Here is a 24669-nt window from a genome sequence, read left to right on the forward strand (position 1 = left end):
CCTCGGATTCGGCCACCCACGTAAACTGATCAGCGATGCGGAGAGTGCTGCCCCTCGCGGTGATCGGACTGCTCGCGATGCTGCTGGTCGTGAGCGATCACCCGTTTCCCCCGCCCTCGTCCCCTGACCGCGAGTCGAGGACGGCGGTCGTCGCGCTCGGCGACAGCACGATGTCCGGTGAGGGCGCCGGCAGCTACGAGCCCGGCACCGACGGCGAGGACGGCGGCAACTGGTGCCACCGCTCGCGCGAGGCCGAGATCATGCAGACCGCGATCGAGGCCGACCAGAAGATCAACCTGGCCTGCTCGGGCGCGAACTCCGACAAGCTGCGCAACGAGCAGCTGCCGCGGTTGCGCCAGGTCGCCGGGGCGAACCGGGTCGTCGCGATCGTCGTGGCCATCGGCGCGAACGACGACCCGCGCTTCTCCGAGATCCTCAACAAGTGCTTCGAGGCGTGGGGCAGGCGCAGCGACTGCACGTCGGACGTGGCGCCGGAGTGGTCCAAGCGCGTGCGGCGGATGGTTCCCAAGGTCGAGAACACGCTCAGCGCCATCCGCCAGACCATGCGCGACTCCGGCTACCTCGACTCGTCCTACCAGCTCGTCGTCCAGTCGTACGCGGCGCCGGTCTCGCCGAAGATGCCGCGTTCGCTGCAGAACCTCTCCGGCTGCCCGCTGCGCACCACCGACCTGGAATGGGTCGTCGAGGAGGCCGTGCCGGAGCTGTCGAACGGCCTGCGCACCGCCGCGGCGAAGGTCAACGCCCGCTTCCTCGACCTCTCCCGCGCCGGCGAGGGCCACGAGGCCTGCGTGGGCGGTGACGACCCGTCGTCCGAGTGGTTCACGCGGCTGTCGGTCGACTGGGAGGGGCTGGACGACGAGAAGCGCGCCTCGCACGCGTTGCAGGAGTCGTTCCACCCCAACGCGCGCGGTCACGAGCAGATCGGCCGGTGCCTCACCGAGTTCCTCGCTACGGACGAGCGCGACGGCGCGTGTGTGCCGCGGCTGGACGGCTCGCTCGGGTTGACGACAGAAAGCTAGACCCAGCGCTTGAGCTCGTGGACCGGCCAGCCAGGGTCACCCTCGCGGGCGAACCTGGCCCACGCCCGCGCGATGTCGCCGCGGAACATGTCCGGGACGTCCGCGCCGTGATGCGCCGGTTGCCTGGCGTAGATCGACCGGAACGCGCGTCCGTGCTCGGCCGCGAGTCGCATCGTCGGTTCCTGGAACAGCTCGGCGTCTTCGTCGGCCGTGTGGCACACCATCAGGTCCACGTCGTACGGACCGCGCAACGGGCCGCGCGGCAACGTGTCGCCGTCCACGATCGGTTGGTACAGCACCACATCCGGCTCCGCGGCCCGTTGCACCTCCACGGCTTCCTGTGGTGTGAAGAACCGTCCGGCGAGGCTGTGCGCGATCGCCCGGTGGAACAGGCCCTTCGCTGTCGGCATGACCATCAGACTGGCCACCGTCTGCGCGCCTGAGGACTGCCCGGCGACGGTGACGTTGCCCGGGTCTCCGCCGTAACGCGCGATGTTGCGCTGGATCCACCGCAGTGCCGAGACGACGTCGAGCAGCCCGCGGTTGTGCCGGACCCCTTCCAGGGCACCGTATCCGTCGACCGCGAGCCGGTAGTTGCAGCTGACGAACACGACTCCGCACGAAGCCAGGAAGTCGCCCGCGTACTCCGGTTGTGCCGACGAGCCAACGGTGTTCGCGCCGCCGTGGATCCACAACAGCACCGGCGCGGGACCGTCCGTTGTGGACCAGACATTCAACGTGTGGGCATCGCCGAACGCGCCGGCCGGTTCGCCGTCGCAGTCCACCGGTGGGTGGAGGCGCAGCGGGCCGACCGGCGGTTCCGCGTACCGAATCCCGAGGTTCAGGCCTGCACCGTCACCTGGTGCGAGACCGGCAGCACGCGCAGGTTCGCCGCCGCCCGTTCCAGCTGCGAGAGCACGCTCGGCCGCAGCCCGGCGATCTCCTGGTCCGCCGCGGCACCGGCGATCTCCTGCAGCAGCACCTGCTGCGGGTGGTCGCCCTCGGCTTCGGCGACCGCGAGCACCCGGAACGGTGTGCCGGGCGGGAAGACCACACGTTCCTCGGTGGCCACGGCGACCCGGTCGGCCACCTCGACGCGGCGGCCGGTGACCGACCACAGCAGGTACTCGGTGGCGCCCTCGATGCGCTGGGACGGGTTCGCGACGGCGTCGAGCAGGCCGTGCTCGACGATGACGTCACCGCTGCGGTAGCGGCGCGGGCCGGTCGGACCGCTCACGCCCCACACCGTCGCCACGCCGTTGTGCACGGGCAGGCGGTTCAGGCCCGAGACGATGCACGCGACGTACGGGCGCAAGCGGCCCAGGCGTCCCATTCGGAGCGTCTCGACGACCATCTCCTCGTCCTGCGACACGCACGCGAGCAGCGCCGTCAGGTCAGTGACCATGGCCTCGAACGCGGCCGGGTCCTCCTCGGCGTCAGGGCGCTGGGCGAGCAGGCGGCAGACCGTCGCCGCGTGCACGCCGTAGCGCTCACCGAGTGCGCGCCGGACCGTGTCGCGTTCCGCGTCCGAGCTGCTGTGGTCCGGCGGCACCGTCTCGCGCTCGCCGTTGCCGTCCGCCGGGAGCTCCCACATGGCCAGCGGCTGCAACGGCAGCGGGCCGTCCACCCGGAACCTGACCGGGGTGGAGTCCGGGTCGTCCGACGGGAACGCGGCCTCGTCCGGGTCGTCCAGCGCGTGCGACGTCACCGCCGCGATCGCCGGGCCGGCGTCCATGCTCGCGTACGCGGGACGTTCCGGTTCGGGCTCGGCCGGAGTGACGGGGGTGAAGAAATCGGTGCCGTCGTCCGCCGAGTCGCGCGACGACAACGCGTGCGCCGCGGCACTCAAGGCCGACGTGATCTGGGCAGGTCCGGCCGGAGGAGCGGCCGGCGGTGGCGGCGGTGGCGGCGGTGCGATCACCTTGGAGTCGCAGAACACGAGGCGCAGCAGCTTGCGCACTTCGGGCTCGAGGCGTTCCACGAGCGCAGCGCCGTGCACCGCGACCGCACCGGGCGTCGTGCGCCCAGGCGTGCCCACGGTCAGACGTGCCCACTCCGGGTCAACGGGCTGAGAGCGCACCTCGGCGGCGTTGTACGGCTCGTCCTGCTCGCGCACCCACAGTCCGGAGGGCACGACCTCGAGCACGACACCATCGCCGAGGGAGAACACGCCGGGCGAGACCTCAGAGAGGCCCGGCACCGGCGTCCGGTAGCCCGACACGACGGGCACGGACTCGTTCGGCACGCACAGCACCTCGGTCACGAACGGCCGCCACGTCTGCTGTCCGCGCGGGTCGACCGCGATCACGGCCGGCCCCCCGCTGCGCAGGTTGCCGACCGGAAGGCCGGTGAACATCGCGATCGGCTCGCCGATCTCGTCGGCGATGCGGCTGCCCAGCCCGGCGTCGATGCCGTACGGGACGAGCCGCACGCGCGACCGGGCCGCCTGGGGCAGCGCCGTCAGCAGCCGGCAGATTTCGTCGATCGGGATCGACGACTGGCCGGGGCCGCCGACGACCATCGTCAGCACGTTGTCGCGGCACGGCAGCGCCACGATCGGCCGCGAGTCCTGGGCGGCCGGGTCGAACGGCGGCGTCTGCGCGCGCAGCCACAACCCGGACGGAATCGGCTCGGAGACGCCGATCTCGCCCGTCGGCCACGGCGAGTTCGGGTCCATCGCCTCCCACTGCGGCACCGGGAACCGGCGGCCGTAGGGCATGGGCGAGGCGTTGGGCTGGAACCGCACCCAGCTGCCGTAGCCCTGCGTGCCGACGACGAACGCGGCACCGGGCACCGTGGTCAGCACGCCGTCCGGCGCCACGACCTCGGCCTGCAACTGCTCGGCCAGCCACTGCGCCGGCGCGGTCGGCCGCATCGAGCCCACGTGCGACACCGCGAGCCGGACGGGCCCGCGGCCGCTGAGCGCGGTCACGACGTGCGGCCAGAAAGTGCTCTGGTCCCCGCTCGGGAAGTCGACCACGACCACGGTCCGGCCACGGTCGACCGGAAGCGCGCGGGCGAGGCCGGTGGCACCCTGACTCGGGCCCTCCGGTGGGGAGACGACGAGCGTCGCCCCGACGAAGCTCGCCGCGAACGGCGTCCTCTGGGGTACCGGCTCCGGCGGCGGTGCTGCTGCCGGCGGCTGCTCGACGGGGTACAGATCCCTGTCGTGAGCTGTGCTCGGGTACTGCTCCGAGTACTGCTCCGAAGCCTGGGTCTGCGTTTGCTGGTCGCCATGGGCGGCGGCACGTCGGCCCATCAAGCGCCTGATCACCTCCGTGCCATCCCGTTCACTCGCCCTTTCGGCTCAACCCGGGCAACGGGGGTGCACGCTATCAAGACGCACCGCACCGCTGTCACCCAGTCGGGTTATTTGACCTCATCCGATAGTTACCCATACCGCACGCGCCCGGCCGCACACTCCGTTCGGGCCGATGATCGCGGACGACGAGTAGGCCTTGCGTCCCTCACGGCCAAGTTCCCACGCCAGCAGCACGTGGTCCACGCCCAGTTCCACCGGCTGCTCCACCTGGGCGACAAAAGTGCCCAACACGAACGCGGGCCCCCCGTCCGGGGCAACCGGCTGAGCCGACGGACAGTCGAGCGCGGCCCACACGATCTCCGGGAGCACGTGCTTCCCGTCGTTCGGCAGCACATCGGACGGCCGCCAGACCCCGGCCCACTCGCTCCGGCCGTCGAGCGGTCCGAGCAGCGCGGCGATGCCGTCATCCCGGCCGGGACCGCATCCGAAGCAGGTCGGGAACGGGTGCTTGTCGCGCCACGGCACCTTCGCGGCGGCGCCGCGTGCCTCGTCCAGCGTCGGAGCGGCGGGAACCTCCAGGTCGAGCGTTGCGGCCTCGGCGGACGCGATGACGGTCTCGCCGTCGAGCAGCTGCCCGTCGCGGACCTCCATCTCACGGTCCAGCGGCACGGGCTTGCTCAGCCGGACGCTCACGGCCGCGCTCCGGACGTGCGCGGCGAGCAGACCGGCCGAGTACCCGCCGTTGCCCGACCCGGGCGGCCCGTTGAACCTGCTCGCGACCTTCACCGTGCTCATTCCAGGCCCTCCGCGTACACCCACTGGCCGTTCTCCCTGACGAACCTGCTCCGCTCGTGCACCACACCCCCGACGTAGTGCGCCCGGAACTCGACGACACCCTCGTTCTGCAGCAGCCCGCCGTTCTCCGTCGCCAGGATCTCGAGCTTCAGCCAGCGGTCGGCCGCGTCGACTCCGGCACTCGACGGACGGTGCTTCGCGGCCCACGTGCGCAGCAGGTAGTCCTCATCGGACACCACGAAAGCGCTGTAACGCGAACGCATCAGCTGCTCGGCGGTCGCCGCTTTGCGGACACCGGAGTGCAGCGCACCGCAACAGTCCACATAGGACTGACCGGTGCCGCAGGGGCACAGTTTGTTGGTCACGCCGACATTGTGCCTGGTGAACCCGATAGAACCGATGACCCTCCCCGTACGTACCCCTTCACAGGACTGACTCGCGGGAGGCAGAGGAGACGGCAGTGAGTGTCGACGGCAGGACTGAGCTCGTACCGCTGCGCACGTGGTTCGGGCTGCGATGGCGCGGCTACGACCGCGACGAGGTGGACGACTACGTCGCCGAACTGGAGGCCGAGCTCCGCCTGGTCTCCGCCGACCGCGACGCGTCGGAGGCCCGCGCGGAAGCCCTGGCCCTCCAGCTGATGACGGTCCAGGAGGAGAACGCCGCCCTGCAGGACGGCCTGCAGCGCATCTGCCTGACCCCGATCGACGCCAAGGGCCTGCCGGAACGGCTCGCCCGCATGGTCGCCCTCGCGGAGGAGGAACGCCGCGAGGTGATCAGGGACGCCCAGCTCAAGGCCCTCATGATCGTGGCAGAGGCCGAACAGCGCGCCCTGCGGCTCGACGAGGAGGCGGCCGCCAGGCGCGAGGGAATCCGCGAGGACTTCCGGCTCGCGATGTCCGCCCGCCGCGCCGAGGCCATGCGCGCCTTGGCCGAGCTGCGCTCCGTGGCCCGTGACGAGGCGGACCGCATCATCGCCGAAGCCAGGATCCAGAGCCTGCACATCGAGTAGGGCCTCAGCGGGAAGGCTGGTGGACGTACCCTCCGCCCGGCCGGGTAGTCAGCGCGCCGGACCGAACGCCCGGCCCACCGTCTGCGCGAGCGCACGGCGCCGGCGCTCGTGGTCGGCTTCCGGATCGGCCGGCGTCGCGGCGTGGAACAAACTCGCGGGCGACCAGGCGAGCGCGAGCATCGACACCATCGCGAGCACGTCCTCCGGCGCGACCGCTGGATCGATGTCACCCGCGCGCTGGGCGTCGGCGATGGCCCCCAGCTTCTGCCCGCTCTCCTCGGGCATCGAGGTGACCAGGGCGCCCGCGGGGACGCGTTCCAGCCTGGCCCAGGTGGCCAGGCGGACCAGGTTCGGCCTCGTGAGACCGGCGTCGTAGAGAGCGACGGCATAGCCCGGCAGGTCGCGGGCGGTGAACGGCACGATGTTGACGAGCTCGTCCACGTGCTGCTGGAACACCGTGTCGAACAGGCGGTCCTTGTCGCCGAAGTAGGCGTAGAGCTGCGCCTTGTTCGCCTTGGCGTTGGCCGAGATGCGGTCGACCCGGGCACCCGCGCCGTCGTCGAGTTCGGGTAAGGGGTCAGCGGCGCTTCCTGCCGACCACCATCAGGGTCTTGGTGCCGATCACCCGGCCGCCCTCCCGCATCCGGTCGATGACGTCGCGCAGGTGGGCGAGGTTGTGCAGCCGCACCCTGGCCAGCGCGTCGGGGTCGCCCGCGACGGTGACGATCTCCTGCACCGCGGGGATGCGCATCATCGCCTCCGTGACCTCCTCGACGCTGACGTCGCCGGCGAACCGCAGTTCCACGAACGCCTCGAGACCCGCACCGAGCTTGCTGTGGTCGACGAGCGCGGTGTAGCCGGTGATCACGCCGAGCCGTTCCAGGCGTTCGACGCGCCGCTTCACCGGTGCGGGCGACAGGCTGACGCGCTCGGCGATGTCCACCAGGGAGCGACGGCCGTCCTCGATCAGCAACGCGAGGATCTCGCGGTCGAGGTCGTCGAGCGTTCCGGAGTCGGCCACGCCCAACTTTAGCCTTTCGCGCACTTTTCCGTCGTCTGCAAGCGCGGTTGACGAAGGAAAATTGCAGGAAACACGCCAAAGCGCGCGTAATACTTGCGGCCCGAAAGTGCCGTTGGTTCCACTGCGCACATGACGACGCTGAGCACCCGTGAGACCACGATCGATCTGGACGCCCTCCGGGCCGTGGAGCAGCGGGTGCTGTGGCTGTCGACCGCGATCGTGGATCACGCCAACCGCGTCCGGCCCAACCCCGGTGGCATGAAGGTGGGCGGCCACCAGGCGTCGAGCGCGTCGATCACCAGCATCATGACCGCGTTGTGGTTCGAGCATCTGCGGCCGCAGGACCGGGTCTCGGTCAAGCCGCACGCCTCCCCCGTGCTGCACGCCATCGAGTTCCTGCTCGGGCAGCTCGACGAGGAGCACCTGACGACGCTGCGCTCGTTCGGTGGGCTGCAGAGCTACCCGTCGCGCACCAAGGACCCGGTGCCGGCCGACTACTCCACCGGCTCGGTCGGCATCGGGGCGACCGCGCCGATCTGGGGCGCGCTCTCCCGGCGCTACGTCGGCGGCCACTTCGCCGAGCAGCCCCTGGGCCGCCAGTACTCGCTGGTCGGCGACGCCGAGCTGGACGAGGGCGCGTGCTGGGAGGCGATCCTCGACCCCATGGTCGCGAACCTGGGCGAGATCGTGTGGATCGTCGACTTCAACCGCCAGTCGCTCGACCGCGTCGTGCCCGTGCTGGGAGCGGACCGGTTGCGCGCGTTGTTCACCGCCGCGGGCTGGCAGGTGATCACGGTCAAGTACGGCGCCGAGCTGGAGGAGCTCTTCACCCGCCCCGGCGGGGACGCCCTGCGCGACCGGATCGACACGATGACCAACCCCGAGTACCAGCGCCTGCTGCGCCACACCCCGGACCGGCTCCGCGCGCTCCTGCCCGGCGACGGCCCCGACGCCGGCCGCATCGCCGCGCTGCTGGCCGGCCTCGACGACGCCCACCTCGCCGGCGCCCTGCGCAGCCTCGGCGGACACGACCACAACGCCCTGCGAACGGCGTTCTCCGAGATCGACGACACCCGGCCCACGGTGATCATCGCCTACACCGTGAAGGGCCACGGCCTGCCCACCGCCGGACACCCGCAGAACCACTCGGCGCTGCTGACCGAGGCCCAGTTCGGGGAGCTGGCAACGCGTTGCGGGATGTCCGCTTCCCAGCCCTGGCAACGGTTCGAGCCCGGCAGCCAGGAGGACCTCCTCTGCCGGAGCGCCGCGCGACGCCTGCGCCGCGACGCCGTCCCACTCGCCGAACCCCCTGCCGTGCCAACGGATCTCGGCCGCACTCCGGCGGGCACCGCCACCACCCAGTCGGCCCTCGGCAGAACCCTGCTCGACCTGAACCGCGTCGCACCCGAGGCGGGCGCGCGGGTCGTCACCGTGTCGCCGGACGTCAGCTCCAGCACCAACCTCGGCGGCTGGGTCAACAAGGTCGGCATCTGGTCGACCACCGAGGGCGTCGACTGGTTCGCCGACGACGCCGAGACGATCCTGCACTGGCGCGAACGCCCGACCGGCCGCCACATCGAGCTCGGCATCGCCGAGACCAACCTCGTCGGCCTGCTGGGCGAGCTCGGCGCGACCTGGAGCCGCTGGGGCCGGCCCCTGCTGCCGATCGGCGTGCTCTACGACCCGTTCGTGACGCGCGCGCTGGAACCGTGGTCGTTCGGCCTCTACGCGGGCGGCCAGTCGATCCTGGTCGGCACCCCGTCCGGCGTCACGCTGGCCCCCGAGGGCGGCGCCCACCAGTCGATCACCACTCCGTCCATCGGCATCGAACAACCCGGCTGCACCACCTGGGAACCAGCCTTCGCCGTCGACACCGAATGGTGCCTGCTCGCCGCCCTGGGCCGGCTGGGCCGCCCCGACGGCTCCTCGGCCTACCTGCGCCTCTCGACCAGGCCGGTCGACCAGACCCTCGCGGCGGTGCCCACCGACCCCGCCGCACGAGAGCGACGCCGCCGCCAGGTCGTCGCGGGCGGCTACGCCCTACGCCGCGCCGCGGACGAGCCGGCCGCCACCATCGTCACCATGGGCGCCCTCGTGCCCGAGGCCCTGCAGGCCGCCGACCGGGCCGACGCCCTCGGCCTGAGCACCGACGTCCTCTGCCTCACGAGCCCGGACCTGCTGTTCCGTGCGCTGCAGGCCCGCCGGGGCCGCGGTGACGCGCCGACGTGGATCCTCGACACCCTCTTCCCGGCCGACCGCGCCGCACCGCTGGTCACCGTCCTGGACGGCCACCCGCACACCCTCGCGTTCCTCGGCGGGGTGACCGGGCGGGGCTCGGTGCACCTCGGCGTCTCCGGGTTCGGGCAGTCCGGCGACCTCGACAGCGTCTACCGCGCGCACGGCATCGACACCGACAGCATCGTCAGCGCGGTGCTCGACGTCACCGGGAGGGCGTGACCCCCGCCGTCGTCGGCGAGGGCCGGTGTCTGGCCCTCGCCGGTGACGACGTGGCTCAGTCGCGTTCGGTCACGGGCCCGACCACGACCCGGCGCCCGACCCGCGCCCAATCCCGCTTGATCAGGTGCCCGACGACAGTCCTGGCTCAGTCGCGTTCGACCAGGTGCCCGACGACGTCCGGACCGGGATGCGCGTGACCCGAGCCGTCGCGGCGCGGATCGATGTCCGGCAGCTCGACCGGCGAGCCCTTGTCGTCGGCGCCGGCCGGGCGGGAACCGATCCACGCCACCAGCAGGTGCGACTCGCCCTTCAGGAACCGCTGCGACCGCACACCGCCCGTGGCGCGGCCCTTGGCCGGGTACTCGCTGAACGGCGTGACCTTGACGCTCTGGCCGGACGAGGTGACGACCATCGGCTCGCCGTGCTCGGCGTCGTCCGTGCGGATCGCCCCGAAGAACACCACGTACGCGTCGCCGCTCAGGTTGATGCCGGCCATGCCGCCGCCCTTGAGGCCCTGCGGGCGCACCAGCTTCGCGTCGTAGCGCAGCAGCGAGGAGTCGGAGCTGACGAAGGCGAGCGTCTCACTGCCGTCGGTGAGCCAGGTGCAGCCGACGACCTCGTCGCCGTCCTTGAGGCTGATGACCTCGAACTCGTCCGACCGCACCGGCCACTCCGGCGCGCACACCTTCACCGTGCCCTGGCGAGTGCCGAGCGCGAGGCCCGGTGAGTCCTTCGGGTCGAGCGGCGCGATGCCGACGACCTTCTCGCCCTTCTCCAGCGGCACCAGCTCGCTCGCCGCCATGCCGCCGCGCAACGACACGGTGCCGCTCTGCTCGGGCAGCACCGGCAGCGGCAGCACGTCGGTCTTGAACGCGCGGCCGAGGTTCGTGATCAGGACGACCTGGCCGCGTGCGGTGGAGTGGACCAGCGCGGACACCGCGTCGTGCTTCACCCGGCCCGCCCGGCGCTTGCCCTCCGACGCCTCCTCCGACTCCGCCGCGGTGCGCGCGACGAGGCCGGTGGCGCTGAGGATGACCTGGCACGGGTCGTCCGCGACCTCCAGCGGCCCGGCGGGCTTGGACGCCGCCAGCACCTCCTTGAGGTCGCCGCCGATGAGGCTGGTCCTGCGCTCGCCGCCGAGTTCCTTCGCGACGGTCGCGAGCTCGGTCGAGACGAGCTTCTTCAGCACGGACTCGTCGTCGAGGATCGCGGACAGCTCGGCGATCTCCTTGCGGAGCTTGTCCTGCTCGCTCTCGAGCTCGAGCTTGTCGTACCTGGTGAGGCGGCGCAGCGGCGTGTCGAGGATGTAGGTGGCCTGGATCTCGGACAGCTTGAACTGCTTCATCAGGCCGTCCTTGGCGGCGGCGGCGTTCTCGCTGCCCCGGATCAGCTTGATCACCTTGTCGATGTCCAGCAGCGCCAGCAGCAGACCCTCGACCAGGTGCAGGCGTTCCTCGCGCTTGCGGCGGCGGAACTTCGTCCGCCGCGTGACGACCTCGTAGCGGTGCTGCAGGAAGACCTCCAGCAGCTGCTTGAGACCGAGCGTCCGCGGCTGCCCGTCGACCAGCACCAGGTTGTTGATCCCGAACGACTGCTCCATCGGCGTCAGCCGGTACAGGTCCGCGAGCAGCGCCTGCGGGTTCACACCGACCTTGCACTCGATGACGAGCCGGATGCCGTTCTCGCGGTCGGTGAGGTCCTTGACGTCCGCGATGCCCGTGAGCCGCTTGGACTTGTTCACCTCGTCGGTGATCTTCTCGACGATCCGCTCGGAGCCAACCCCGTACGGCAGCTCGGTGACCGTGATGGCCTGGCGGCCCCGCGATCCCTCCAGCGGCCCGGTCTCGACCTTGGCGCGCATCCGGACCACGCCGCGACCGGTCTCGTAGGCCTTCCGGACCTCGTCGAGGCCGAGCAGGATGCCACCGGTCGGCAGGTCGGGCCCGGGCACGAACTCCATGAGCTTGTCGAGGTCGGCGTTGGGGTGGTTGATCAGCCACCGCGCCGCGCCCACGATCTCGCGGAGGTTGTGCGGGATCATGTTCGTGGCCATGCCGACCGCGATGCCGGACGTGCCGTTGACCAGCAGGTTCGGGAACGCCGCCGGCAGCACGGTCGGCTCGTTGAGCGAGCCGTCGTAGTTCGGCCGGAAGTCGACCGTGTCCTCGTTCAGCTCACCGACGAGCTGCATGGCGACCGGCGACATGCGGCACTCTGTGTAGCGGCTCGCGGCCGGTCCATCGTCTGGGCTACCAAAGTTGCCATGCCCGTCGATCAACGGCTCGTTGAGGCTGAAGTCCTGCGCCAACCGCACGAGAGCGTCGTAGATCGCCGTGTCACCGTGCGGGTGGTAGCGACCCATCGTGTCGCCGACCACGCGGGACGACTTCACGTACGGGGTGTTCGGGCGCTGCCCGTTGTCGTGCATCGAGTACAGGATGCGGCGGTGCACCGGCTTGAGGCCGTCCCGCGCGTCCGGCAGAGCCCGCGAGTGGATGACCGAGTACGCGTACTCCAGGTACGAGTCCTCGATCTCCGTCTTCAGCGGGTTGTCGAGCACCTGGGCGCCGGCTCGGTCGAACGCGGCCGGGTCGACCTTGGTCGTGGGTCCCTTGCGGCGTGCCATGACTTCGTGACTCCGTCTGGTTTCTGGAAGGCTTAGAGGTCGATGGCCGACTGGTCGACCCGTGCGGCGGACTCGACGAGCCAGTTGCGGCGCGGCTCGACCTTCTCGCCCATCAGCAGTTCGAGAGCTTCCTCGGCGGCTTCGGCGTCGTCCATGGTGATGCGGCGGACGGAGCGGCTGGCCGGGTTCATCGTGGTCTCCCACAACTCGTCCGCGTCCATCTCACCCAGACCCTTGAACCGCGGCACCGGCGTGACGACCTGCTTGCCCGCCTTCTGCAGCGACGCGACCTTCTGCTCCATCTGGCGCTGGGTGAAGGTGAAGTGCGTCTCGGGGTTGCGGCCGCGCGTCATCACCTTGTGCAACGGAGGCATCGCCGCGTAGAGGCGGCCGTCCTCGATCACCGGGCGCATGTACTTGGCGAACAACGTGATCAGCAACGTCCGGATGTGGCTGCCGTCGACGTCCGCGTCCGCCATCAGGATCACGCGGCCGTAGCGCATCTGCGAGATGTCGAAGGTGCGGCCGGTGCCGGCGCCCAGGACCTGGACGATGGAAGCGATCTCGGCGTTGCGCAGGGTGTCGGCCAGCGAGGCCTTCTGGACGTTGAGAATCTTGCCGCGCAACGGAAGCAGCGCCTGGTACTCGGAGACGCGCGCCATTCTAGCCGAGCCGAGGGCGCTGTCGCCTTCCACGAGAAATAGTTCGCTACGCGAAACACCCGTGGTCCGGCAGTCGACGAGCTTGGCGGGCATCGCGGCGCCCTCCAAAGCCGTCTTCCGGCGAGCCGCGTCCTTCTGCTGCTTCTGCGTGAGCCGGACACGGGAGGCGTCGACGACCTTCTGCAGGACGGTCTTGGCCTCGACCTTGGTCTTGCGGTCCTCGGTCCACGCGCGGACCTGCTGGTCGACGATGCCCTGCAGCACCTTGGTGATGCCGGCGGTGGAGAGCTCGTCCTTGGTCTGCGAGGTGAACTGCGGTTCGGGGATGCGGACGTGGATGACGGCGGTCATGCCCTCGAGCACGTCGTCCAGGGTCGGCATCTCCTCCTTGGGCTTCAGCAGGCCGCGGGTCTTGGAGATGGCGTCCTGCACGGACTTCAGGACGGCGCGGTCGAAGCCGCGGCGGTGGGTGCCGCCGTGCATGTTGCGGATGGTGTTGGTGAAGCATTCGACGATGCGCTCGTAGCCGGTGCCCCAGCGCAGGGCCACCTCCACCTCGGCCTGACGCTCCACTTTGGACCGCATCACGCCGTTCTCGTCGGCGGCGTTCTCGAAGTAGGTGCCGGAGCCGGTGATCACCAGGGTGCCCGAGACCGCCCGGTCGCCCGAGGGGGCGAGGAAATCGACCATGTCCGTCAGGCCGTTGGGGTAGTGGAAGACCTCTTCGGAGATCGCGTCTTCCAGCGCTGACCGCAACACGTAGGTGACGCCGGGCACGAGGAACGCCGTGTTGCGCAGCTTCATGCGCACCACCTCGACGTCGAGCGCGGCGTTGTTCTCGAAGTAGCGGGTGTCGTACCAGTAGCGGATGGAGGTGCCGGTCGACTCGGAGCGCTTCATCTTGCCGGTGACCTGCAGGCCGCTCTGGCGGGTGAACTTCGCCTTGGGACCGGGGCCGTCGAAGACGCCGGGAACGCCGTGGGCGAACGACATCTCGTGCACCTTGCCGGCGCGGCGGACCGTGACGTCGAAGCGGTGGGAGAGGGCGTTGACGGCGGAGGCGCCGACGCCGTGCAGGCCGCCGGAGGTCTTGTAGCCGGAGCCGCCGAACTTGCCGCCGGCGTGCAGCTTCGTCAGCACGAGCTCCACACCGGACAGACCGGACTTCGCGTGCACGTCGGTCGGGATGCCGCGGCCGTCGTCGTCGACCTGGACGCTGCCGTCGGCGTGCAGCGTGACCACGACCTTCGAGGCGTGCCCCGCCACGCCCTCGTCCGTCGAGTTGTCGACGATCTCGCTGAAGAGGTGGTTGATGCCCCGGCTGTCGGTCGACCCGATGTACATGCCGGGCCGCTTGCGGACGGCCTCGAGTCCTTCGAGGTGCGTCAGGTCGTCGGCCCCGTACAGGGTCTCTGCGGTCACGGGTACTGCTCCCTGGATCGTGTGCGGACTGCCAGCAGGGTATCCGGCCCTGCCGACAATTTTTCGCAGGACGCCCGTCACGGAAGTGGAAACCGTCCTGATCGATGCGTCACACCGGGCCTCCCGCACCGCCCAGTACGCCCTCGCAGAACCGCTGACCTGCGCAATCGCTCGTGTTAAGCCCAAACGACACGCTGGCTGGCGAACGTCGCGCACGCGAGTGCGCTTCACGGCCGGGTACCCGAGCACGTGCGGGGCCAACCCAGCATCCGGATCAGCGGGATTCCTCCGTCCTAAGTGGACATGAGGAGCCTCTGAGGCCAGGTCGGCGGCACGGCCGGCCGAGGTTGCGCACGAGACCGTTCCGAGACCTTCCCGAAACGGACCCGTGAACCGGGATGAACGGCGGCACGTATGCCCCGGTGTCGGAGACGGACCGAGGGACGGAGTGATCGCGTGCGGCATGGTGTGGACTCGGGTCTCTTCCAGCAGACCGCGCACAGCCCGTCCTACTTCGAGCTGTCGCGGACCGGCGCGGGTGAGCTCGTCGACTTCTGCATCCCGTGCAACCCGTACTTTCCGACGCCGCAGATGTTCGAGGAGCTGTCGAAGAACCTCGAGGCGGTCCTGAAGTTCTACCCCAGCGACTCGGCGAAGATCGCCCAGCAGCTCTGCGCCGTCCTCGGCCTCAACCCGGCGACGATCGCGATGTCGAACGGCAGCACCGAGCTCATCACGTGGATGGACCACCTGTGGATCCACGAGAGCGTCGCCATCCCGATCCCGACGTTCGGCCGCTGGACCGACCAGCCGATGGAGAGCAACAAACGAGTCGACATGTTCCCGCTCCAGGAGAGCGACAGCTTCGAGCTGGACATCGACGAGTACATCAAGTTCATCCGCGCCCGCGGGTCGCGCACGGCGGTCATCTGCAACCCGAACAACCCCGACGGCGGTTATCTGCCGCGCAGGGAGATCGTCCGGTTCATGGACGAGCTTGCGGACCTGGACCTGATCGTGATCGACGAGTCGTTCATCGACTTCGTCGAGGTCGAGCGCAACCCGTCGGTCGCAGCCGAGGCGTCCATCCGGCCCAACGTGGTCGTGCTGAAGAGCCTCGGCAAGAACTTCGGCCTGCACGGCATCCGGTTCGGCTACCTGGTCGCGAACCCCGGTCTGGCCGGGAAGATGAGCCGGACGCTGCCGAAGTGGAACCTCAACTCCCTGGCGGAGACGGTCGTGTTCATGCTGGCCGAGCACGAGGCGGACTACGCCGAGAGCCTGCGTCTGCTGGCACGGGACAGGTACCGGATGGGCATGGAGCTCTCGCGCCTGCCCGACCTGACCGTCTACTCCTCGCAGGCCAACTTCCTGCTGGTCAAGCTCGGTGGCGGCATGGACGGCCGCGAGCTGCGCGACCACCTGCTGTCGCGGCACCAGGTCTTCATCCGCGAGTGCGGCAACAAGCTCGGCATGAACAGCAGGTTCGCGCGCCTGGTGGTGCGGCCGGAGCACGACGTCGACCGGCTCGTCGAGGGCATCCGCGACTTCACGCAATCGAGGTGGACGAACGACCACGCGAGCCATCCGACCCATTCCAGCGAACCGTCGCTGCTGATGCACAGCGCCTGAACGCACAGCGCCTGACAACACAGCGCCTGAACTCATTTCTTGTCGAAAGGTTGCCCAGACATGTCATCACCGCACGTCCTCAGCGGTCGGCGCGGCCAGGTGGCTGCGGCCGCGCTGGTGGGCGCCACACTGCTCAACGCGGCCTTGTTCGGCGGTACGAACGCCACGGCGTCGTCGCACCGCGAGGCCCCACTGGTCGCGGGCGACCCGGCCGTGGACAACACGGACCTGTACGCGTTCGTCAGCCCCGACCACAAGGACACCGTCACGCTGGTCGGCAACTGGTCCCCGTTCCAGGAACCCAACGGCGGCCCGAACTTCTTCCCCTGGGCCGAGGACGCGCAGTACGACTTCAACATCGACAACGACGGCGACGCCAAGGCCGACGTCATCCTGCGCTGGCAGTTCCGCGACGACGACCGGCGCAAGAACAACACGTTCCTGTACACCAACGGCGTCGTGGACTCGCTCGATGACGAGAACCTGCTGTTCCGGCAGCGCTACGACATCGAGGCGATCTACGAGAACGGCCAGAAGGTCAAGCTGATCAGCAACGCCCCGGTCGCGCCGTCGCCGAACGGCGCGGCGTCGATGCCGGACTTCAAGAAGCTGCGCGACCAGGCGACCCTGCAGCTCCCCGGTGGCGGCAAGGTCTACGTGGGCCCGGCGGAGGACCCGTTCTTCCTCGACCTGCGGGTGTTCGACCTGCTCTACGGCGGCAACCTGAGCGAGGTCGGCCAGGACACGCTGCGCGGCTACAACGTCAACACGATCGCGATCCAGCTGCCCAAGCAGGCGCTGGCGCTCCGCAACGACGCCCATCGCAACCCGAACATCGGCATCTGGAGCACCACGCAGCGCCGCACGATGAAGCTGTCGCCGGGCAAGGCGGAGGCCGTCGGTGACTTCGTGCAGGTCTCCCGGCTGGGCAACCCGCTGGTGAACGAGATCGTGGCGCCCGCGGGACTCAAGGACGCGTTCAACGGCCTGCGCCCCGACCAGGACGCCGGCGTGAAGGAGCTCGTGGACCGGGTGGTGAACCCGGAGCTGCCGAAGCTGATCGAGCAGATCTACAAGATCCCGGCACCGCAGGGCCAGCGCGACGACCTGGCCGAGATCTTCCTGACCGGCATCACGCGCAAGCTCGGCGCGCAGATCAACGCCGACCTGAACTCGCAGGTCGACAACGCCGACGCCGACAGGAACCGGTTCCGGCCGGCGGAGATGCTGCGGCTGAACATGATGATCGAGCCGAACGCCAACCCGAACCGGCTGGGCCTGCTCGCCGGTGACACGCAGGGCTTCCCGAACGGCCGCCGCCTCACCGACGACGTGGTCGACATCGGCATCCAGGCGTTCGAGGGCGCCGCGGCGTCGGGCAAGCTCGTCGACGCGCTCGCCACGGGTGACAAGGTCGACCAGAACGACCAGCCGTTCGAGGCGGCCTTCCCGTACGTGGCCCTGCCCCGCAACGGCACGGCCGTCAACACCTCGGGCACCACGGCCGAGGTCGCGGTCAACCCGGTCGGCAGGATCGGCGACATCGACCCGATGGCGATGACCACGGCGGTCGGCTCGGCGTTCGTCTTCGGCGCGGGCTTCTTCCTGTGGCGCAAACGCCAGCAGCAGATCCGCAAGTACGGGTCGCACTCGAAGTGAGGTACCAGCAACGGCAGGCCGTCGCGGTGGTTCTCCTGGTCACCGCGGCGCTTGCCTACCTTGCCGCCTCCGGTCCTGCCGACAGCAGGGCCGGGGGCGAGCCCCCTGTTCCGGCTGTGGCGCGGCAGAACCAGATGCACCGCGTGGTGCACCAGTTGCAGCAGCGGCTGCACACGGTTCCGCAGGACAAGGTTTCCTGGGCGCAGCTGGGTGCGTCCTATGTGGAACTGGCGCGCGTCACGGCCGATCCCGCGTACTACGCGAAGGCCGAGGGCGCGCTGAAGAACGCGGGCGACACGGGCCTCGCCGCCATCGGCATGGGCACGCTGGCCAACGCCCGCCACGACTTCCACGCCGCCCGCGACTGGGCGGCGAAGGCACTGGCCGCGCTGCCGTCCTCCGCGGAGGCGTACGGCGTGCTGGCCGACGCGTTGACGCAGCTCGGCGACGACGCGGGCGCGCAGGAGGCGGTGCAGAGGATGCTCGACCTCAAGCCCGGCACCGCGTCGTTCTCCCGTGCCTCCTTCCACTTCGAGCTCCACGGCGACGTCGAGGGCGCCCGCGACGCGATGGAGCGCGCGCTGAAGGCCGCCGCGACGCCCGAGGAGATCGCGTTCTGCCGTTACCGGCTGGGCGAACTCGCGTTCGACCACAACCGGCTCGACGAAGCCGCTCAGCACTACACGCAGGGGCTGGCGGCGAGAGGAGACGACATGACTCTCACCCAGGGCATGGCCAAGGTCGCGGCGGCACGGGGTGACGTCCCGGTGGCGCTGGAGGACTACCGCAGGCTGGTGGCCCGCGCTCCCCTGCCCCAGTACCTGCAGGAGTACGCGGAGCTGCTGGAAGCCAACGGCGAACAGGACGAGGCCGCCAGGCAGTACGAGGTGCTCACGGAGCAGCAGCGGCTGATGGAGTCCCAGGGCGCTTCCGACGACCTGGCCGCGGCTCTCGTGGCCGCCGACCGCGGTGACGGCATGCAGGCGCTGCGCCGGGCCGAGGCCGAGTGGAGCCGCCGGCAGAGCGTCTTCGTGGCCGACGCGATGGCGTGGGCGTTGCACGTGAACGGGCGGAACGCCGAGGCGCTGACCTACTCCGACCGGGCCGTGGCACTGGGCTGGCAGAACGCCACCTTCTCCTACCACCGCGGCATGATCCTCGCCGCGCTCGGCCGGGTCGCCGAGGCGCAGGAAGCACTGGTGCGGGCGCTCACGCTGAACGCGAACTTCTCCCCGCTGCAGGCTCTGAAGGCGGGTCGCAAGCTCGCCGAGCTGCGAGGCGGCCGGTGAGCCTGTCCGGCCGGGTCGTCCGACCCGCCCTGGTCGCCGCCCTGCTGCTGGCAGGCATCTTCTTCGTCAACGGCGAGGCGTTCGGCCACCCGCTGGGCAACTTCAGCGTCAACCACTACCACGGGCTGCACCTGCACCCGGACCGCGTGGACCTGAGGTCCGTGGTCGACGTGGCGGAGATCCCGACGCTGCAGGAGAACCTGAGGAACCGCGACCCGAAGCAGTGGTGCGACGAGGTGTCCCGCACCGACCTATCCACTGTGGACGGACGGCGGATCACCTGGACGCTGTCGAGCTCCACCAAGTCGCACCCGGTCGGCCAGGCCGACCTGATCACGACCCGGCTGGTCTGCGAGTTCACCGCCAAGGTGGACCTGGACCGGCCGGCGCGCCTCGAGTTCCGCGACGAGTCGAACGCCGACCGGGTCGGCTGGCGGGAGATCACCGCCGCCGGCACCGGGATCAGGCTCACGGACTCACCGGTGCCCACCGAGAGCATCAGCGACGAGCTGCGGACGTACCCCGAGGACCTGCTCAGCAGCCCGATGGACGTCCGCTCGGCCACGTTCACCGCCTCGCCCGGCAGCGGGTCGGAGCCGAAGCAGGCCGCCGGCTCCCCCGTCCAGTCGTTCAGCGTCACGGCGGCCAAGCTCAACGACATCCTCGGCAGCGACGACCTCACGCCGTGGCTCGGCTTCCTGGCTTTGTTGCTCTCACTGGTCCTGGGCGCGTCGCACGCGGCGTTGCCAGGTCACGGCAAGACGCTCATCGCCGCCTACCTGGCCGGGCGTCAGGGCACGCCGAAGGACGCGTTCATCGTCGGTGCGTCGGTCACGGCCACGCACACGGGTGGCGTGCTGGTGCTCGGTCTCGTCATCAGTGCTTCCAGCGCGCTGGCCGGTGAGCAGGTGCTGCGCTGGCTCGGGCTGGTCAGCGGGGTGCTGATCGCGGCGATCGGCGTGCTGCTGCTGAGGACCGCGCTCACCCGTGAACCCGCACTCGCCGGCGCCCAGGTCGGCCACGGGCACGGACACGCGCACGGACATGGCCACGGGCACGGGCCCGGGCACGGACATGGCCACGGGCACGGGCCCGGGCATGGGCACGGGCATGGGCACGGTTACAGCCGGGCGAGCCTGATCGGCATGGGCGCGGCCAACGGCCTGGTCCCCTCACCGTCCGCGCTCGTCGTCCTCCTCGGCGCGATGACGCTGGGCCGGACGTGGTTCGGCGTGCTGCTGGTCGTCGGTTACGGATTCGGCATGGCCGCCACGCTCACCGCGGTCGGACTACTGCTCGTGAAGGCGCGAGAACGCGTCGAGAAAGTCCTGGACGGTCGTGCCACCCGCGCGCTCTCCCATTACGCACCTGTCGGCACAGCCGCGATGGTGATCGTGGTCGGCGTGTGGCTGACATTGCAGGCCGCTTAATTACACCAATGCAAGTCGATGGGGCCGGATTCGAAGAATCCGGCCCCATCGACTGTTTCCGTCCTTACAGGTTCGCCACCACGAACGCCTTGCCCTCCGCGTTCTCGACCGAGATCGACTTCACCTGGTCGGGCGGAACGCTCACCATGCCCCGCACGGTGGCACCGTCGACCCTGCCCTTCTCGGACGAGGTCCACGCGAAGGCCTCGGTCTTCGTGCCGTCCGTCCCGACCACGACCAGCCTGCACTTCTGTGCGGCCGGCAGGCCGTTGATCTTGGCCGTCACCATGTACCGGTCCTGCGACGACGGGGCTATCTCCGCCACCAGGCTGATCCCGCCGGTCGACGAGGCCTCGCCCGTGCGAGGTCCCGCGATCGACGTGCCGGGAGCCTGGTTCTGCATGAGCACGGCAGCACCGCCGAACGCGACCACCGCGGCCACCGCCGCGGCCGCGAGGTAGCCCGGCCAGCGCCGGGGTTTGGCGTGCTGTGGTTCGGGGAGGTCCTCCACCGGCTGCGGACCGGCTCTCAGGCGCTGGTCCGCCACCCGCGGCCGCGGGATGACCGACTCCTGCCTGATCTGCCGCAGCGTGCGCTGCAGCAGCAGGTCCGACGGCTTGGGCAGGTCGTCCTCGAGCTCGTGCAGGAATGCCTCTCGGGGCACCTCGTCGAGTGCTCTGCGGATCCGATGGAAGTCGGCGACCTGCGCACGGCAGGACGGACAACCCCTCAGGTGCTGCTCGACGCCAAGACTTTCGTGCGCGTCCAGAACGCCGAGCGCGTAGCAGCCAAGGGTGACCGCGTCGTGCGCGCCAGCTGTCATACGACCTCCTCGTCGTCCCGATTCGACCCCCGCGGCGAAACGGTGTCACCAGGAAAACGGGCGGATAGGAGTGGTTGGTTCAGCCCCGCGAACGAGTTCATTCTGATCGCGCATAACAATGGCATTACGTGACCACGCTACGACGGTTCGCATCCCGCCTGAGCAGCGCTTTTCACTCGATCGGACGACTCAAGGCGCCGTGCGGTGTCTTGAATGGCTACAGGCACGTCTCTCGACGAACCAGCGGTCGTTCTTCGGATTCGATGAACACCGCGAGGCCGTCCAGGACGCGTGCGAGACCGAACTCGAAGTCGTCGAGCGGGCGTTCGAAGCCGCCGGAGTTCCAGATGTGCGTCATCATCGGCAACCGGTCCGGCGTGAAGTGCTCCCAGAGGGCTTCCCGGCCGTCCCACCAGTCCTCCTCGGACACCCCGGTCTCGCGTTCGGCCTGGACGCGGTCGGCCATCGTGCGGCCGACGCCGTCGACGAAGTGGGCCACCGCCGTCACGACCGCGACGATCTCCTCGGACGTCAGGCCGAGCTCGGACACGACGGCGTAGGCGGCGTCCTGACGGGTCATCGCGTGCGGGCCGGGCATCCGCCGCGAGGTGGTGAGCTGGAGCATCCACGGGTGCGCGCGGTACATCCCCCACATCTGCCGCGCGAAGAACTCCAGACCTTCACGCCACGGCCCCTTCGGCGTGTACTCGGTCTCGGCCCACACCGCGTCGACCATGAGGTCCAGCAGCTCGGACTTGCCGGGGACGTGCCGGTACAGCGACATCGCGGTGTTGCCGAGCGTCTCGGCGACCCGGCGCATGGTGAGCGCGTCGACGCCCTCGGCGTCGGCCACCTTGATGGCGGCCTCGACCACCCGCGACTGGCTCAGCGCGGCCTTCGGTCCCCTCGTCGGCTCGGCCGGCGGCTCCCACAACAGGCGCACGCTGCGGTCCCGGTCGCTCTGCTTCACCCAGCCCCCTCTTTCACAACCTGCTTGCCTGTGAATCCTAGAACCGTGTACAACGTACACCTCGCTTACTTTGTACACAGTTACGCCACGGGGGTGAAGTCGTGGGACACGCGGTGCTCGCGGAAGGCCTGCGCAAGAAGTTCGACAAGAAGGCGGCGCTCGACGGGTTCGACCTGGCCGTGCCCGCGGGAACGGTCTGCGGGCTGCTCGGCCCGAACGGCGCCGGCAAGACGACGGCGGTGCGCATCCTGGCCACGCTGCTGCGCCTGGACGGCGGCCGCGCCGAGGTAGCGGGCCACGACGTGGTGCGTGAGGCACCGGCCGTGCGCCGTCAGGTCGCGTTGAACGGCCAGCAGTCCACGGTCGACGACGTGCTGACCGGCAAGGAGAACCTGGTCATGTGGGGACGGCTCTACCACCTCACCAAGCGCCAAGCGTCGCTCAGGGCCGACGAGCTGCTGGAGCAGTTCGGCCTCACCGACGCCGCGGACAAGCGGGCCAAGCAGTACTCGGGCGGGATGCGCCGGCGGCTGGACCTGGCGTCGAGCTTCATCATGCGGCCGTCGGTGCTGTTCCTGGACGAACCGACGACCGGACTCGACCCGCGCAACCGCGGCGAGGTGTGGCGGGAGGTGAAGCGGGTCGTCGCGGAGGGCACGACGGTGCTGCTGACCACGCAGTACCTGGACGAGGCCGACCAGCTCGCCGACCAGATCGTCGTGCTGGACACCGGTCGCGTCGCCGCGCAGGGCACACCGGAGGGGCTCAAGTCCAAGCTCGGCGGCGACCGGATCGAGGTGGTGGTCCGCACCGCCGACGACCTGCCGGTCGTGCGGGACGTGCTCGGACCGGACGCCGAGGTCGACCCGGACGCGTTCCGGGTGAGCGCGGCGGTGGCCGACCGGGTGGCGGCGCTGACGCGGGTGACGTCGGCGCTGGCGGCGAAGGGCGTGGAAGCCGAGGACATCGCACTGCGGCGCCCCACCCTGGACGAGGTCTTCCTGGCGATCACCGGTCACAAGGCAGTCTCGGAGGTGCGGGCGTGAACGCGGTCAAGTTCGCGGCGGTCGACTCGTGGGTCGTCGCCAAGAGGGACCTGATCCACTGGGTGCGCGAACCGGTCAGGGTGTTCGCGAACCTCGCCTACCCGATCATCTCGGTGCTGATCTTCGGGCTGGTGTTCGGCAGCGCGATGAACGTCTTCGGCGGCGGCGACTACATCGAGTTCCTGCTGCCGGGCATGTTCGGCCAGACCATCGCGTTCGGTGTCGGCACCACGATGATGATGGTGTCGATGGACGCCGACCGCGGTGTCACCGACCGGTTCCGCGCGTCGCCGATGTCGCAGACCGGCGTGGTGGCCGGCCGCAGCATCGCCGACCTGGTGAACTCGTCGCTGGAGCTGCTGGTGCTCGCGCTGTGCGGCCTGGTGATCGGCTGGTCGTTCCGCGACGGGCTGCTCAACGCGCTGGTGGCGTTCGCGTTGTTCCTGTGGCTGCGGTTCGCGCTGGTGTGGATCGGCATCTACCTGGGCCTGCTGGTGAAGCCGGAGGCCGCGCAGGCGTCGTGGATGTTCCTGTTCCCGCTGACGATGTTCGCGAACACGTTCGTCTCCCCGGAGCTGATGCCGGGCTGGCTGCGGGTGGTGGCGGAGTGGAACCCGCTGTCGTCCACCGTGGCGGCGGCGCGCGAGCTGTTCGGCAACCCCGGCGTCGGCGGCGACTCGTGGGCCGCGCAGAACTCGCTGCTACTGGCTGTGCTGTGGCCCGCGGTGTTCGTGGCGATCTTCTGGCCGCTGTCGGTGCTGAAGTACCGCAACCTGAGCCGCTAGACGGTCACCTTCTCCCAAGGAGACCCGGAACTGGCCGGCGAGCCACTGCGCGAGCAGTCGCCGCCAGTTCCGGACCCTGGCCAGCTGCTCGGGCCGGAGGGCCTCGTCGGCCTCCCACTCCTGCCAGTCCTCGCTCGCGAGCCAGCCGATGCAGCCCGCGATCCGGTGCACGCGCAGCAGGTTCAGGTCCGGCCGGTGCCCGTAACCGATCCAGAAAGCTTGCGGCAGAACGGTTCCGTGCAGGTAGAGGTGTTCCTCGAACGCCGCGAGCTCGTCGAGCGGGTTGCCCTGCCCGGGGTTGTCCCAGTCGATCAGCGTGGCTTTTCCCTCGCCGACGATGATGTTGTGGAGGTTCACGTCGTTGTGCAGCAGGCCGACGCTGTGGATTCGCCGGAACGCCACGCCGATGCCGCGCCACACCTCGTCGGACACCGGCAGCGCGTCCGCGAGCGTCCGGCCCTCGACGTACTCGACCAGCACGTCGCCGCGGCCGTTGTGCGCGAGGATCTCCGGTGCGCCGGGCACGACGAACTTCGGCAGGTCGCGCGCCACCTTCGGTTGCCGCAGCACGGCTTTGCGCCCGTCGGCGAGCGTCACGAGGTGCAGCACGTTGGTGAGGCCCTCTCCGTCGAGGGGCTCGACGCGCACGGCGGTCTCCAGCAACCGGAACAAACACCCACCTCCAGTAGGCCTTGGTGTAACACACGGCACATCGGACAGATAAGGAACGTCGGGGGA

Annotated in this window: 20 protein-coding genes; 9 read left to right on the forward strand and 11 right to left on the reverse strand. The window is 69.9% G+C overall.

The genetic code is table 11. The features are described 5' to 3' along the window. The first annotated feature begins 35 nt into the window (after window positions 1-35). Window positions 36-1040, forward strand: coding sequence for a GDSL-type esterase/lipase family protein (locus ACRSBM_RS22985; RefSeq protein WP_434445843.1), 1005 nt, complete (start codon window positions 36-38; stop codon window positions 1038-1040). Here the strand turns inward: ACRSBM_RS22985 and ACRSBM_RS22990 are convergent. The 4 genes from ACRSBM_RS22990 to ACRSBM_RS23005 all read right to left on the reverse strand — a co-directional run bounded on the left by ACRSBM_RS22990 (window position 1037) and on the right by ACRSBM_RS23005 (window position 5462). Further along, window positions 1037-1825, reverse strand: a complete 789-nt coding sequence (locus ACRSBM_RS22990; protein ID WP_434445845.1) for a carboxylesterase family protein — start codon at window positions 1823-1825, stop codon at window positions 1037-1039. The genes ACRSBM_RS22985 and ACRSBM_RS22990 overlap by 4 nt on opposite strands. Window positions 1826-1881: 56 nt before the next feature. Beyond that, a complete protein-coding gene (locus ACRSBM_RS22995) occupies window positions 1882-4299 on the reverse strand; it encodes a hypothetical protein (protein WP_434445847.1) in 2418 nt (805 codons plus the stop codon). A gap of 120 nt (window positions 4300-4419) precedes the next feature. After that, window positions 4420-5097: a hypothetical protein gene (locus tag ACRSBM_RS23000; protein ID WP_434445849.1), complete on the reverse strand. Its 678-nt coding sequence runs from the start codon at window positions 5095-5097 to the stop codon at window positions 4420-4422. Further along, window positions 5094-5462: a YchJ family protein gene (locus tag ACRSBM_RS23005; RefSeq protein WP_434445850.1), complete on the reverse strand. Its 369-nt coding sequence runs from the start codon at window positions 5460-5462 to the stop codon at window positions 5094-5096. Before ACRSBM_RS23005 ends, ACRSBM_RS23000 begins: the two co-directional genes overlap by 4 nt. Window positions 5463-5557: 95 nt before the next feature. Between ACRSBM_RS23005 and ACRSBM_RS23010 the strand changes: the two genes are divergently transcribed. Beyond that, window positions 5558-6109 (forward strand): DivIVA domain-containing protein, encoded by a 552-nt coding sequence (locus ACRSBM_RS23010; protein WP_434445852.1) that lies wholly within the window; start codon window positions 5558-5560, stop codon window positions 6107-6109. Window positions 6110-6157: 48 nt separating this feature from the next. Here ACRSBM_RS23010 and ACRSBM_RS23015 read toward each other — a convergent pair whose 3' ends face one another. Then, window positions 6158-6565: a hypothetical protein gene (locus ACRSBM_RS23015; RefSeq protein ID WP_434445854.1), complete on the reverse strand. Its 408-nt coding sequence runs from the start codon at window positions 6563-6565 to the stop codon at window positions 6158-6160. Window positions 6566-6686: 121 nt separating this feature from the next. After that, window positions 6687-7130: an Lrp/AsnC family transcriptional regulator gene (locus tag ACRSBM_RS23020; RefSeq protein WP_434445856.1), complete on the reverse strand. Its 444-nt coding sequence runs from the start codon at window positions 7128-7130 to the stop codon at window positions 6687-6689. A gap of 129 nt (window positions 7131-7259) precedes the next feature. Between ACRSBM_RS23020 and ACRSBM_RS23025 the strand changes: the two genes are divergently transcribed. After that, window positions 7260-9587 carry a transketolase-like TK C-terminal-containing protein gene (locus tag ACRSBM_RS23025; protein WP_434445858.1) on the forward strand — a complete coding sequence of 776 codons (2328 nt, stop codon included), beginning with the start codon at window positions 7260-7262 and terminating at the stop codon, window positions 9585-9587. A 145-nt stretch (window positions 9588-9732) separates the two neighbouring features. Here the strand turns inward: ACRSBM_RS23025 and ACRSBM_RS23030 are convergent, their stop codons facing one another. Together ACRSBM_RS23030 and ACRSBM_RS23035 are read right to left on the reverse strand one after the other, a co-directional pair. Beyond that, complete coding sequence (locus tag ACRSBM_RS23030) at window positions 9733-12213, reverse strand: DNA gyrase/topoisomerase IV subunit A (RefSeq protein WP_434445860.1); 2481 nt, start codon at window positions 12211-12213, stop codon at window positions 9733-9735. Window positions 12214-12245: 32 nt separating this feature from the next. Further along, on the reverse strand, window positions 12246-14297 hold the full coding sequence (locus tag ACRSBM_RS23035) for a DNA gyrase/topoisomerase IV subunit B (RefSeq protein WP_434445862.1): 2052 nt from the start codon (window positions 14295-14297) through the stop codon (window positions 12246-12248). Between the two features lie 456 nt (window positions 14298-14753). Here ACRSBM_RS23035 and ACRSBM_RS23040 point away from each other — a divergent pair, with 456 nt between their 5' ends. Genes ACRSBM_RS23040 through ACRSBM_RS23055 form a run of 4 tightly spaced genes read left to right on the forward strand, consistent with a single transcriptional unit; the run spans window position 14754 to window position 20307 of the window. Further along, window positions 14754-15929 (forward strand): pyridoxal phosphate-dependent aminotransferase, encoded by a 1176-nt coding sequence (locus ACRSBM_RS23040; RefSeq protein WP_434445863.1) that lies wholly within the window; start codon window positions 14754-14756, stop codon window positions 15927-15929. A gap of 60 nt (window positions 15930-15989) precedes the next feature. Continuing rightward, window positions 15990-17588 (forward strand): DUF4331 domain-containing protein, encoded by a 1599-nt coding sequence (locus ACRSBM_RS23045; RefSeq protein ID WP_434445865.1) that lies wholly within the window; start codon window positions 15990-15992, stop codon window positions 17586-17588. After that, a complete protein-coding gene (locus ACRSBM_RS23050; protein ID WP_434445867.1) occupies window positions 17585-18877 on the forward strand; it encodes a tetratricopeptide repeat protein in 1293 nt (430 codons plus the stop codon). Before ACRSBM_RS23045 ends, ACRSBM_RS23050 begins: the two co-directional genes overlap by 4 nt. Next, window positions 18874-20307 (forward strand): nickel/cobalt transporter, encoded by a 1434-nt coding sequence (locus ACRSBM_RS23055; protein WP_434445869.1) that lies wholly within the window; start codon window positions 18874-18876, stop codon window positions 20305-20307. Before ACRSBM_RS23050 ends, ACRSBM_RS23055 begins: the two co-directional genes overlap by 4 nt. A gap of 64 nt (window positions 20308-20371) precedes the next feature. On the opposite strand, the gene ACRSBM_RS23060 is transcribed toward ACRSBM_RS23055, so the two are convergent. Together ACRSBM_RS23060 and ACRSBM_RS23065 are read right to left on the reverse strand one after the other, a co-directional pair. Next, window positions 20372-21130 carry an anti-sigma factor family protein gene (locus ACRSBM_RS23060; protein ID WP_434445871.1) on the reverse strand — a complete coding sequence of 253 codons (759 nt, stop codon included), beginning with the start codon at window positions 21128-21130 and terminating at the stop codon, window positions 20372-20374. A gap of 217 nt (window positions 21131-21347) precedes the next feature. Beyond that, the gene (locus ACRSBM_RS23065) at window positions 21348-22100 is read right to left on the reverse strand and encodes a TetR/AcrR family transcriptional regulator (protein ID WP_434445873.1); all 753 of its coding nucleotides are present in this window, start codon (window positions 22098-22100) and stop codon (window positions 21348-21350) included. A 101-nt stretch (window positions 22101-22201) separates the two neighbouring features. Here ACRSBM_RS23065 and ACRSBM_RS23070 point away from each other — a divergent pair, with 101 nt between their 5' ends. Both ACRSBM_RS23070 and ACRSBM_RS23075 read left to right on the forward strand, forming a co-directional pair. Then, window positions 22202-23146, forward strand: a complete 945-nt coding sequence (locus ACRSBM_RS23070) for an ATP-binding cassette domain-containing protein (RefSeq protein WP_434445874.1) — start codon at window positions 22202-22204, stop codon at window positions 23144-23146. Beyond that, a complete protein-coding gene (locus ACRSBM_RS23075; protein ID WP_434445876.1) occupies window positions 23143-23931 on the forward strand; it encodes an ABC transporter permease in 789 nt (262 codons plus the stop codon). The genes ACRSBM_RS23070 and ACRSBM_RS23075 overlap by 4 nt, the downstream gene beginning before the upstream one ends. Here ACRSBM_RS23075 and ACRSBM_RS23080 read toward each other — a convergent pair. Continuing rightward, window positions 23848-24603 (reverse strand): lipopolysaccharide kinase InaA family protein, encoded by a 756-nt coding sequence (locus ACRSBM_RS23080; protein WP_434445878.1) that lies wholly within the window; start codon window positions 24601-24603, stop codon window positions 23848-23850. The genes ACRSBM_RS23075 and ACRSBM_RS23080 overlap by 84 nt on opposite strands. Between the last annotated feature and the right edge of the window lie 66 nt (window positions 24604-24669).

The sequence above is a fragment of the Lentzea xerophila genome (assembly GCF_051094245.1).
In the GTDB taxonomy this organism is placed as follows: Bacteria; Actinomycetota; Actinomycetes; order Mycobacteriales; family Pseudonocardiaceae; genus Lentzea; species Lentzea xerophila.